Raw genomic sequence first — 11,786 nt, 5'->3', positions numbered from 1 at the left:
GTTGGCCAGCAGGCCAGACAGCAGTTCTTCGGGTACGTCGTGTTTCTTGGTGCTCATTGTGCTTACGGACAGTCCGGCTTGCGCCGGCGGTTGATTGTCCGTTTACACAAAATTCTGCACACCCTCAATTTAGAGGTTATGGCTGCTACAAGCTGGTCTGAGTTGTCCACGATCCAGTTCCAGAGCGGCGGCATTCGCAAACTACAGCATTTGAACGTCATTGCACGTCAGCAACCGCTTCACCTTAGGACCAGTTGTTCGATTGCGCACTCCACCGCGTGCTGACCTGAAGGAGTGCTTCTGCGGGTGCAATCAGCTGTGTTGACCTGTTGTGCGGATTCCGGTTGAATTGACCGCCTGTGCCGGTCGCGGCTGACCCGCCAGCAGGTCATGATCGACTGAGTTCGGCCAGAAGCAGGCTCTGACCAGCATTCATCAGGCGGCCTTCGCCAACTCTGACGCCTTAATGTCCGCGATAGGTCCTAAGATGCTCCGGTCGAATTCTTCCAGCGCGATGCCCTGCTGGACCTTTTGTGGCCAATCCGGGTTGCTGAGAGCGCCGCGCCCCAATGCAATGATGTCCGCGCCATGCTCCAGGACCTCCAGTGCGCGGGAGACATCATGCAAACCACCATTGGCGATGATGGTCGTGTCTTTTGCGAATCTGCGTGCCAGTTGAACCAGCGTGGGGCCTTTTACTTCGAAGGCAGGTTTCCAGGCTTCAAACTCAGTGAGGTGGATGTAATCCAACCCAGTGGCTGCCAATGTGCCGAAGATGGCCTCGGCTCCTTCCTCACCTTCTGCCCACTTGTGGGTGAAATCGTTCACTTTGCCTTGAGACAAACGAATGCCTACAGGCACGCCGGAGCCGACCGCTGTGCGGACGGCCTTGATTGTCTCCACTATCGCCTCCAGACGTTGCTGCAAGGCTGAACCCCATCGGTCGGCGCGAACGTTCGTGTGGCCGGTCAAGAACTGGTCTAGAAGGTAGCCGTTGGCACCGTGAATTTCCACCCCGTCAAAGCCGGCATGGCCTACCGCTAATGCCGCTGCACGCCCGAAACTGGCCACAACGTCTGCTATCTCCTCATCGGTGATTTCGCGAGGAACAGGATAAGGGCCCTCGCCACGGTAGAACGGCATTTGGTGCCCGCGCGGCTGTACCGGCGATGGCGCGATCGTCTGACCTGGCTTGTGTCGATTGAACTGGGACAGCGCCCCTGCATGTTGGAGTTGCGCTACTACCCGTGTGCCTGCAGCCTGAAGCTGCGCTGTCAGCGGACGCCATGCGTTGGCATGTGCCAGTGTCGCCATGCCAGGTTGGTTCTCATAGGTCTGCGAGAAGGCTTCATCGATGAAGCTTCCTTCGGTAATGACCAGCCCAAATCCACCCGCAGCAAAGCGGCCGTAGTAGCGTTGCATGGCATTGGTCGGGAGTCCTTCAGGGGTTGCAGTCACGCGCGTCATGGGAGCAACGGCGAGGCGGTTGTGCAGGCTCAAACGCTTCAGCTCAAAGGATGTTTGCAGGAGGGAGACATCAAGGCTCATGGCAATACTCGGTGAATGTAAATAACACAACCGAATCTAATGGAGTGCTAAAACATGCGGTAGTGGGCCAAAATGTGATGCCTGAATATCGAAAATCGTTATAGATACTGACTCTGTTGCAGTCTTTGTGGCCGCCAGCGCGGTGGGCAGCTTGGCCGGAGCCTCCCGCCAGCTCGGCCTGACGCCCATGGCAGCCTCCCGTCACTTGGCTGCACTGGAGCGGTCACTGGGGACACGCCTCATGCACCGCACAACGCGCGCTGTTACCCTAACGGCAGAGGGAGAGGAGTTCTTGCCCCTGGCCCGCACCATCCTAGATGCTGTCGGCGAGGCATCGAGCACGCTTGCAGCAGCCGCACAAGGCGTCAGTGGGCTGTTACGTGTGACGACGCCAGGAGCATTTGGCCGACGCATCGTGTTGCCCGTGGCAGAACGACTTATGAATGCGAACCCTAAGTTGCGAGTGGAGCTTGAGTTTGATGACAAGGTCACGGATATTGCGACAGCTGGAATGGACCTAGCCATACGCATCGCGCCTCCAAATGCCTCAGAACTGATTGGTCAGGAACTGGCCCCCAATCCGCGCGTGCTGTGTGCAAGTCCAGACTATTTGAAGCATGCACCGCCCCTGAGAACCTTGAAGGACCTAGAGCTGCACGCTTGTATCAGGCTGACCAGCATGCCCATGTGGCCCTTCCTAGTGGACGGACACCAGCGGCAGCTTAGGGTCGATGGACGCTTTAGCTGCAACTCGGTTGAAGGCGTGCGCGCGGCCTGCATTCAAGGCCTTGGACTCGCCATGATGACTCAATGGGATGTAGTGGAGGAAACCTCAGGGGGAAGCTTGATACCTGTCCTGCTGGAGGAAGCTGCTCCGCCCAGCTTGTCCGTTTGGGCGCTATATCCCACGCGCAAGTACGTCCCCCAACGGGTTCGCGCCTTTATTTCTGAGCTGAAATTCGTGCTCGAACGGCCATAACGGCAGACGGCTTTGGGTCGTGAGCAGTCCTCGATCGATAGCTGCTACCGGCCAATTGTGGTCTTCTGGCTGGCATCAATCCACAGGCTATAGATTTTTAAAACTCTGATGAATTCGCAACCTGAACAGCTACTCACATAGCTTTTTAATCGAGCTGCTTGTTTACATCCATAAGTGGATTTCTAGCTTTGAAGGCTGGCTTGATTGGCTAAGGTGTTCCTCAAACCAGCCTTCTGCCATATACTAGTTGCCAGTTATTGTGTCTTTTATAGGTAAGCCTGGGCTAATCCATCTATAGTTTGAGTTAATAATGCTTCGAGAGGGATCGTAACTATTCCAACGTAATGCCATTAGATCCGACATGGTCCAAGCGAGCCAGTCAGCTCTAAATGGTCTATCGGAAATATTTTTAGAAGCTACATCAGTTCCTGTTGATGTCCAAATTATTGTGGGAATTTTATAACCCGATGCAGTACTGGGACTGTGACCAACTTTATTTGTTTGATGACCAACTTCCTGCCCGTGATCAGATACGTAAATAACGGACTTGTAGTCCTCTGCACTGGATGGGGAACTTTTTAATTTTTCAAAGACAGATGCAACTACAGTGTCTTGATAAAGAATAGCCGAGTCGTAGTCGTTTCTAAATTGCTGAACCCACATTGAGCGTTCAGCGACCGACATTATTTTTGATACTTCATCATCCGGGAATTGAGGCTGCTTTTCTGGGTACCGGAGACGATAATGAGGATGAGCCCCCAGCATATGCAAAACAATCAATTTATGAGGGTGATAATCTTTGAGGGCACTTTCATATGAAGGCAATAAAATTTCATCAAGCGAATTGCTAGATCTTCCTGGTTTATTATTTTCCATGGAAACCACGTCGGCCATAGCTGCATGCTTTTGCGTAATGGCAATATCATCATGATTGCTTATCCACCAAGTCTTATATCCTGCTTCTTTCGCGAGAGCAATAATATTTAAATTCTTATCTGTTTTACCAGTTGTGAAGTTCATCATGCTATCAATGGCAGGAATAGTAGTTGCTTCCGTGGACCATGAATTACGAATAACGAGGAATCTATCGCCTATATCCTTCTGAAGCTTTTCAAGCATCGGTGTCGTATTTCTTTCGTAGCCATAAATACCCATGTTATCTCGATTTATGCTCTCGGAAATAATAAGAACTACGGTGGATTTGTCTTTTCTAGCAATCGAAGGAATCTCACTTTTTGCTGACCTTTGTGCTAAGGCGCGCTCTTTTCCATATGATGCCCAGCTATCTTTCGTATTCTTTACGGATCCAGCTAAATTAGACCAAAAAATTAGAGGATTTATCCTTCTCCATGGTTTGCTGATGTATGAAACGGCGGATATCAAAATGATGATGGATAAAGCAATCAGCTCAATCTTCGAGACCTTCGTTCTTTTTCTTGCCCCTTTTAAAGATAACCAGAGAGCAACACCCGCTGAAATAAATAAAATAATGCTAGATCCACTGAAATCACGGATGTGTGTGGAGATATAGCCTCCAATTTCCGATGTATTTGTGTTGGCAAGTGCACTTATCACCATCGTGCTATCTGGCGCAGCACCATACATTGAGATGAGATGCGCTCGAACTGCTGAGTCTAATAAAAAAACAAAAACAAAGCACCATACAAGCAGTGCCCTAAATAAATTCAATCTTGAGTTATTAATTGGAATCAGTAATAACAATAGAGTCGGTATAAGTAGAATACTTATCTGTAATATTTTTCTGCCCTCATATCCTAGAGATGCAAAAACAATTTGCATCGCAAGCAGAGCAACAATAGGTACCCATACTTTATGGCGATCGCTAGATCCCTGAAAAAGTAAAGCTATTTTTGATCGATGAAGTTTTAGATTATCTTCGGATGCTGGTGCGCTCATGGAAATCCTATTAACCCTAATAGAAATATCGAAATTCGATTTGGAATAGGGGCACAGAACTCTATGTGCGCAATACCGACAGAAATCTGACATTCAGATTACATTTTAGTAATCAGGTTAATTTTCGCTGTGGATTACAAAAATATCATGTTGCAGACTATATTGCGTAAAGTGCCTGTCTATATATTTGATGTGTCTGGGTAGAAAAGCGCTCAGACACTCTTCAAGTAATTGATCAAGGACTCTTTATCATGAAAACTAATCTCGCAATTCTGGCTTCGATCCTGCTGTCCTCAGCCACCGTCGTGATGACAGCATCGGCAACTGAAAGCAGCTTCGTTAGTCAGTCTGGAAGCTCGACTGCAAAGTCCAACTCGACTACGCGCGGTGCAGACAAAACATTTGGACGAGCAGGTGCTGCGTCTCAGGTCACACGCGTTGTTGACACAACACGAAGCACTCAATATCTCAATCTTGTGTGTGGAGAGACGGTCGCGTTCACCAATGGTGGGGAACAGTTCATCTGGAAATTTGATGTGATGGGTCACAGGCCCATCGAGTTGTCGAAGATCGCACCTGCCGCGTTTGCAGGCAGCACGCTAAAGATCTACGTTGCAAACAATGAGCTCGAACGCCATTGAATGCTCCTCTTGTTTACCACAATAGAAAGCGATGAGCGCCTGCCGCATCCACTCGGTCAATTGGTCGGCGCATGGCTCCCTAGTGCGCGCCGTCGATATGGCGCTGGGGGCGAGTAGACGCGCTGCTTGTCGTGGAGCCTGTCTCCAGTCTTGAGAGAACGCCGCATTCAGAAAGCGCCTTTGGAGCGCTGCAGCTTGCACGAATGGTCTGGAGTTCAGTGAGGAGAGCATTCAGTTCCTGAATGCGATGAGTGACATGTTCTATGTGTGTGTCCAAGAGTGCATTGACTTCCGCACAGTCCTTCGCAGATGACTCGCGTAGCAAGAGCAAAGCACGTACTTCATCAAGTGTCATATCCAGTGATCGGCAGCGTCGAATGAAGGCAAGTTGGCCTATGTGCTCCGTCGAGTACATCCGGTAGTTGTTTTCAGCTCTAGCAGCCGAAGGCAACAACTTCTCGCGTTCATAAAAGCGAATGGTCTCAACCGCCGTACCAGTGACCTCAGCCAGTTCACCAATCTTCATGGACCACCTCGAAATGAGTTGACTCTATACCAACTACAGGGTTTTAAATTGCCACATGGTCAACAGGAGATCGAGTATGAAGCACCCAAACATTGATGACAACACGCTTAGTACCGCCACAACGGATTGCTGCAGCTCACACACTACCCCGAGCCCGGTGGCAGCTCCGTTGGATAGAGGGCTAACTTACCGCATTCCGACAATGGACTGCGCGGGCGAGGAAGCTGAGATACGTCGTGCACTTGAACCAATTCCAGGTATCCGGGGACTCCGATTCCAGCTCTCGCAGAGGACTCTCAAAATTGACGCGGACACTGATGCCCTTGCTGCCGCATTGTTGGCCATCACTGAAGCCGGCTTTGAGCCAAAGCTGATCTCATCAAACACGGCGGACTCAAGCCATGCGGCTGGAGATGGCCACGACCATGAGCTTGTGCGTGGCACAACTCCAAAGTTGGTCGCGGCGCTTGCTCTTGCTATCGCTGCTGAAGGTGTCGGCTACTTCGCGCCAGAAACCATGGCTTGGAAAGTCGCCGGCTTTGCGGTCGCCGCGATTGCGATTTGGCTTGCGGGCTTTGACGTCTATAAAAAAGGGTTTGGAGCACTTCGTCGTGGCAAGCTGAACATCAATGCATTAATGACTGTTGCAGTGACTGGTGCGTTCGTCATCGGTCAATGGCCTGAAGCGGCGATGGTGATGGCGTTGTATGCCATCGCCGAGGCAATCGAGGCGAGAGCAGTCGATCGGGCCCGCAATGCCATTCAGGGGTTGCTTGCGATGGCTCCGGACCAAGCATCGGTTCTCCAAAGTGACGGTAGTTGGCTAACCGTCGCAGTTGCACAAATCGCAGTGGGCTCGACGCTGCGAGTCAAGCCAGGTGAGCGCGTTCCTATGGATGGAGTCGTTCAGACAGGACAAACGAGCATCAACCAGGCCCCCGTAACTGGTGAAAGTATCCCCGTTGACAAGGCGGCGGGTGACCCAGTGTTTGCAGGCACCATCAACGAGTCTGGAACCTTTGAGTTTGAAGTTACTGCATTGGCCTCCAACTCGACGTTGGCGAGGATTATTCATGCCGTTGAGCAAGCACAAGCGACTCGAGCGCCTACTCAGGGGTTCGTTGATCGATTTGCTGCAATTTACACACCTGCAATTTTCGTTATCGCCGTCGTCGTAGCATTGGTAGGCCCCTGGCTACTCGGCTGGACGTGGATGCAGGCCGTCTATAAGGCACTGGTTCTGCTAGTTATTGCTTGCCCCTGCGCACTCGTAATTTCCACACCAGTGACGATTGTGAGCGGCTTAGCGGCAGCAGCCCGCCGTGGTATTTTGATCAAAGGCGGTATCTATCTGGAAGAGGCGCGCAAGCTTAAGGCAATCGCGCTGGACAAGACCGGAACAATTACCGAGGGCAAGCCGCGCCTTGTGGACTGGTCGTTGGTTGATGCCGCGAGCAGCCTTGATACCGCGGAGTCGGTGGCAGCAGCTCTCGCTGGCCACTCAGATCATCCTGTGTCGCGCGCCATCGCAGCGGGCCTGAAGCCTAACAACGCAGACATTCAGAACTTCACGGCACTTGCTGGACGAGGTGTGCAGGCCGAACTGAGTGGAACAGTCTATGTACTAGGGAATCATCGCTTGATTGAGGAACGTGGCCAATGCTCCTCAGAGCTTGAAGCCACGCTCAAGCGGCATGAAGAATCCGGCCGTACTGTCACATTGCTTGCCGACCCGGAACGAGTCATCGCACTGTTTGCAGTTGCCGACACGATTAAGGGCTCCTCTCGTGAAGCTATATCTGAATTGAAAGCGCTTGGTATCACCCCAGTCATGCTGACTGGAGATAACCAAGCCACCGCCTCTTCAGTAGCCAGTGAAGCTGGTATCGAGCAAGCACGAGGAAACTTGTTGCCGGAGGACAAGCTAGCTGCCATCAAAACGCTCCAGGGCCAATATGGACTCACAGCAATGACGGGCGACGGTATCAATGATGCCCCAGCGCTGGCCCAAGCAGACGTCGGGGTTGCCATGGGTGCCGCCGGTACAGATACTGCGATGGAAGCAGCCGACGTCGTCGTGATGAATGATGACTTGCGAAGGATTGCTGAGACAGTGAAGCTGTCTCGATCCACCCATGCGATCCTTTGGCAAAACATCACTCTTGCTCTTGGCATCAAGGCCGTATTTCTAGTCTTGGCAGTGTTCGGGAATGCATCCATGTGGATGGCGGTATTCGCAGATATGGGGGCAAGTCTCCTAGTTGTAGTCAATGGGCTAAGGCTGCTTGGAAAAGTGCCCAAGTCCTGAATTCGACAGAGAGTTTTCGTGTGCACTAGCTTGAATTGTGAGGATAGTTATGAGCTTTTTTGAACGCCTACTCGGAGGCCATCACCGATCTGGTGGCGATCATCATGGGAATGGTCATCATCAAAAACGGACACCCGCCTCCTACAACGATCCAGGAGTGTCCGGTGGGATCATTTGTCCTAACTGCCGAACTCAAAGCTCTCCCCAAGCACGGTTCTGTCAACAGTGCGGAAGCGGCCTAGCCCCCCAGGCCTGCAACGCATGCGGCGTGCAGATGGCGCTTGGATCGCGTTTTTGCTCAAACTGCGGAAAGTCTGCTTAGAACTTAGGGAGAGCAGATGATCGGCTGGGTGATCTCTGTTCTCCTGAGATCTCAGATTACAAGAAGGTGTCAGAAATGTAATCTTCAGACCATGTAAATGGCTGAATAGTGTCAAAAATGTAATCTTGCTGAGAGGACAACTTCGCTACCATTGAAGCTTCGAAATTTACTAGAAAAATCCTATGGATTCTCTTAGATTCGAGGATGCCGCTCTATATCTTAGAGTTAAGAGGATGGAAGTATTAGCAAGCAATATTGCGAATGCTGACACTCCTGGATACCAAGCGAAAGATATAGACTTCAAGGCTGCGCTTGAAGAGACGCAAAGGCAAATGCTGACAGTGCAGTCTACGAATAAGTCCCACCTTGGGAACATTGCTCCAACATCAATTGATCCTCAGATTGCATTTCGCCCTGTCTCTCAGAATGCAATGGATAGAAATACGGTTGATCTCGATCAAGAGAGGGCATCATTTACAGCTAATGCTATTCGTACACAATTCGCTATGAATCAAGCTGTCGATGAATATGTAGAGATGGGGCAAATGCTGTCGAAATTAGTTTAATTTTATTTAGTTGGTCATTCATAGAGCGCATTTATTTGCGCTCTTTTTTTAATTCTGGTAGTAGAAGAATAAAATTCGCGACAAAGTAGTTGCCAACTATTTCGTTGGTTGAAATAATGAATATTTTCAAAAAGTGACAAGCTGGAAGATGCCAAATAATATAAATAGAGAATTCTTTGTAAATCACTTACTGATTCCGATTACTTTCCTGGCGCTAATTTTTTATTATTTCATGTATCTTGGAGGGGACTTTTTCTTTGCCGAGAAAATATATGCCCTGCAGGGTTATGAATGGTCTTTGAATGATCATTGGGTTACAAACAAATTGCTTCATAAGGGTGGGAAGCATCTGAGCACCCTAGCAATCGTTGTGATCATTGCACTATATATATTTGTACTTGCCTCCAAATCTGAACAGCGGAAAAAATGGCGGTCCCCATTGCTTTACCTGATTTTATCCAGTTTGGTCAGTGTAATTTTGGTGAGCCTTCTTAAGGTATTGACAAATATGGATTGCCCGTGGAACTTAAATCAATTTGGTGGCGATCGCCCTTTTATTGGTCTTTTCGAACACAGGCCTCAAGAGATGGGGAGCGGAAAATGCTTTCCGGCTGGTCATGCGAGCGCTGGCTATGCCTGGGTTGGTTTATATTTCTTCTTTAAGATGATCATCCCTAAGTATCGATGGTTAGGATTGCTGTGCGGCATTATGGTTGGATTGACATTTGGTATCTCTCAACAATTGAGAGGAGCCCATTTCATTTCTCATGACATTGTCACGATTCTCATTTGTTGGTTGATCGCCACTCTTTTGTTTATATTCTTTAGTATCAAGAAATATACTGTTAAAAATGAAAAACAACTCAAAATCCAACATCTTTAATAATATTCAAAAGAATAGAAAAGGATTTTCTAGAGTCTGGCATGCATCAAAATACTCATGGTCAGGCATAAAAGATGCGTGGCTAGAGCCTGCATTCCGCCTTGAGGTAATATTATTTGTGATTTCGCTTCCATTGGCTCAATTGATTGGGAGATCCATGATGGAAAAATTGCTCCTGATCTCTTGTATCTGGTTTTTGATGATAGTTGAGGTAATTAATTCTGCGATAGAGTCCGCAATAGATAGAGTAGGACTTCAACATCACGAACTTTCCAGGAAAGCCAAAGATTTGGGAAGTGCCTCCGTATTAATGACAATTATTTTTTGTCTGATAATCTGGTCTTCTTTAATTTATAAAAACTTTATTTAATTTTCTGCCTAACAGCTGGAATGCATTACAGGGATGCAGCTCATGCATCGCTTAACATGCGTCTTCACGCTTACAGGGTGATGCCAACTCTTGTTCGTCGGGCAAAGCATCCAATATGTCCGCTCATGCCTCGCGAAGATTTCACGGATTTCTGCGCGCGGTGAGGCCGGCTGCTTTTTGCAGTGGCATCGTGTTGCCCGTGACGGAAAGACCGATGAAGGTGATCCTGCACTGAGCAGCAGAGCTTTAATTCGATGCAAAGTTTGCAATGCCTGCGATGAGCTTCGCCATATGTATCGCTCCTCCCGTTGGTTTTGAATTGACTGACCAGAGGCCCCCTTGAGTGTTTGAAGCATGTGCCGCGCCTGAGAAACTTGGGCTTGGCGTGATCGCACCTGTGGGTGCAGTGGATGCTCGCCGGTGTAGGCTTGGTGCCGGTCACGCTGGCCGAAGCGGCTCTACCGAACCTTTCTACTTGTGGCTGTACTCCTCTGTGCCACAAAGGGTCCGAGCCTTCATATCTGTGCTGAATTTGCTCTGCTACAAACAGAAGCGGAGCCAGTTGTAGGAAAGGAAGATACTACTGGCGAGGGCAAAAGTGGACCGCTCCTGTTCTAGCTCACTGCCTACTCTGACTGTACTGAGTGGCCGACCCCACTCGAACTGAAGCCGGCATCTAAATCTCAATCAATTGAATTAGATAGCGACTAAATGTTCGTACAAAATGATCGAGCCAATACCGATCAGCAGGACACCGCCGATGGCTTCGGCCCAGCGCCCAGCAATATTCCCCAGTACACGCCCGACCATCACGCCCAACGTCACCATTGCGAATGTTGCGAAGCCGATAGCGAGAGCAACGGTGGCGATGCTTACGTCCAGAAAAGCAAGTCCTACGCCCACGTCCATGGCATCAATGCTTGTTGCAAATCCAGTTGCAACTAATAGCCAGAAGCCATGTCGTGCAGGTTTCCTGGGCTCTTCACCATCAGGCACTTTGATTGCCCCGATCAACATTCTTCCACCTAGCACCAGAAGCAGCACAAAGGCGATCCAGTGGTCCCAGGCCTTGACGTAATCTGAAGCCGCATAGCCCAGCGCCCAACCTACCAAGGGTGTGATGGCTTCGATGACACCGAAGATGGCGCCAGTCCCAGCGCGGTTTGAGTAGCGCAGAACCTTTGCCGACGGCTGCGGCAAAGGCATCGGTGGACATGGCAAAGGCCAGGAGCAAGATAGAAGCGGCATTCATGGGGAATTCATTCTTAACGGTCGGGCATGAGCACAACGGCATCTCACCGCGGCCCGAGCTCGTCGCGATGAAATGCCTATGGTCTCGCCAACCGAAGAACGGATGCATACGCCACAGCAAATTGAATGCCGAGTATGTTGACGCATGCGCTTCCAGGGTGGAAGCAGGCTACTCCCCAAGGGGGACTAAAGTTTACAAGCGATCAAAATGCTTGAGGAACATAGCCTTTTTTGAGTTCTGGGCTTTAGAAATGGCTCGCATTTTCAAAGCGCTGGCCTCTAGCAAGAAAGCTACGTCGATACCGCCATTAGGGCTGTCCATGCACTCCCCTGTTGATTTCCACTCAAAACTGACCCGCCGGGGATGCGGACAAAAACTTGGACTACCAGGAGGTAGTTCATGTACTCATACGCAGACAGGATTCGTGCAGTTGAGCTTTACATCAAGCTTGGCTTGCGTGCCAGAGCCACGATT

12 protein-coding genes, 2 pseudogenes and 1 riboswitch are annotated in these 11,786 nt (G+C 49.9%); of the genes and pseudogenes, 10 read left to right on the top strand and 4 right to left on the bottom strand.

Going from position 1 to position 11,786, the window contains the following annotated elements; all coding sequences use genetic code 11:
- On the top strand, positions 1–285 hold a 285-nt coding region (locus FSY45_RS28110; protein ID WP_222864889.1), incomplete at its 5' end, for a hypothetical protein.
- A gap of 150 nt (positions 286–435) precedes the next feature.
- On the opposite strand, the gene FSY45_RS27340 is transcribed toward FSY45_RS28110, so the two are convergent.
- A complete protein-coding gene (locus FSY45_RS27340) occupies positions 436–1,548 on the bottom strand; it encodes a tRNA-dihydrouridine synthase (protein WP_046462820.1) in 1,113 nt (370 codons plus the stop codon).
- 85 nt (positions 1,549–1,633) lie between these two features.
- Here FSY45_RS27340 and FSY45_RS28580 point away from each other — a divergent pair.
- Positions 1,634–1,822, top strand: a pseudogene (locus tag FSY45_RS28580) (LysR family transcriptional regulator); the annotation flags it as partial.
- Between the two features lie 18 nt (positions 1,823–1,840).
- On the top strand, positions 1,841–2,527 hold the full coding sequence (locus tag FSY45_RS27335) for a substrate binding domain-containing protein (RefSeq protein ID WP_255443475.1): 687 nt from the start codon (positions 1,841–1,843) through the stop codon (positions 2,525–2,527).
- A gap of 243 nt (positions 2,528–2,770) precedes the next feature.
- Here the strand turns inward: FSY45_RS27335 and FSY45_RS27330 are convergent, their stop codons facing one another.
- Positions 2,771–4,444 carry a phosphoethanolamine transferase gene (locus tag FSY45_RS27330; protein WP_187427622.1) on the bottom strand — a complete coding sequence of 558 codons (1,674 nt, stop codon included), beginning with the start codon at positions 4,442–4,444 and terminating at the stop codon, positions 2,771–2,773.
- 251 nt (positions 4,445–4,695) lie between these two features.
- On the opposite strand from FSY45_RS27330, the gene FSY45_RS27325 reads away from it, so the two are divergent.
- Positions 4,696–5,085 (top strand): CzcE family metal-binding protein, encoded by a 390-nt coding sequence (locus FSY45_RS27325; protein WP_080944589.1) that lies wholly within the window; start codon positions 4,696–4,698, stop codon positions 5,083–5,085.
- Positions 5,086–5,164: 79 nt separating this feature from the next.
- On the opposite strand, the gene cadR is transcribed toward FSY45_RS27325, so the two are convergent.
- Entirely contained in the window at positions 5,165–5,611 is a 447-nt protein-coding gene (cadR, locus tag FSY45_RS27320; protein ID WP_080944588.1) for a Cd(II)/Pb(II)-responsive transcriptional regulator, read from the bottom strand.
- Between the two features lie 76 nt (positions 5,612–5,687).
- Between cadR and FSY45_RS27315 the strand changes: the two genes are divergently transcribed.
- The 6 genes from FSY45_RS27315 (at position 5,688) to FSY45_RS27295 (ending at position 10,060) form a co-directional block, all read left to right on the top strand.
- On the top strand, positions 5,688–7,919 hold the full coding sequence (locus tag FSY45_RS27315) for a cation-translocating P-type ATPase (protein ID WP_003055024.1): 2,232 nt from the start codon (positions 5,688–5,690) through the stop codon (positions 7,917–7,919).
- A gap of 59 nt (positions 7,920–7,978) precedes the next feature.
- On the top strand, positions 7,979–8,161 hold the full coding sequence (locus tag FSY45_RS27310) for a hypothetical protein (protein ID WP_003069802.1): 183 nt from the start codon (positions 7,979–7,981) through the stop codon (positions 8,159–8,161).
- Positions 8,089–8,241 carry a zinc-ribbon domain-containing protein gene (locus FSY45_RS28575; protein WP_223305788.1) on the top strand — a complete coding sequence of 51 codons (153 nt, stop codon included), beginning with the start codon at positions 8,089–8,091 and terminating at the stop codon, positions 8,239–8,241. Before FSY45_RS27310 ends, FSY45_RS28575 begins: the two co-directional genes overlap by 73 nt.
- 182 nt (positions 8,242–8,423) lie before the next feature.
- A complete protein-coding gene (gene flgB, locus FSY45_RS27305) occupies positions 8,424–8,807 on the top strand; it encodes a flagellar basal body rod protein FlgB (RefSeq protein ID WP_003069800.1) in 384 nt (127 codons plus the stop codon).
- Positions 8,808–8,940: 133 nt separating this feature from the next.
- Positions 8,941–9,690: a phosphatase PAP2 family protein gene (locus tag FSY45_RS27300; RefSeq protein ID WP_223305787.1), complete on the top strand. Its 750-nt coding sequence runs from the start codon at positions 8,941–8,943 to the stop codon at positions 9,688–9,690.
- Complete coding sequence (locus tag FSY45_RS27295; protein ID WP_046462816.1) at positions 9,659–10,060, top strand: diacylglycerol kinase; 402 nt, start codon at positions 9,659–9,661, stop codon at positions 10,058–10,060. The genes FSY45_RS27300 and FSY45_RS27295 overlap by 32 nt, the downstream gene beginning before the upstream one ends.
- 696 nt (positions 10,061–10,756) lie before the next feature.
- Here the strand turns inward: FSY45_RS27295 and FSY45_RS27290 are convergent.
- Positions 10,757–11,312: pseudogene (locus tag FSY45_RS27290) on the bottom strand (manganese efflux pump MntP family protein).
- 20 nt (positions 11,313–11,332) lie between these two features.
- Positions 11,333–11,496, bottom strand: a riboswitch (yybP-ykoY riboswitch).
- Between the last annotated feature and the right edge of the window lie 290 nt (positions 11,497–11,786).

This window comes from Comamonas sp. Z1 (assembly GCF_008121555.1).
Classification (GTDB): domain Bacteria; phylum Pseudomonadota; class Gammaproteobacteria; order Burkholderiales; family Burkholderiaceae_C; genus Comamonas; species Comamonas thiooxydans.
Note: the sequence above shows the minus strand (reverse complement) of the source record. Positions and strands in the feature narration are given on the sequence as shown.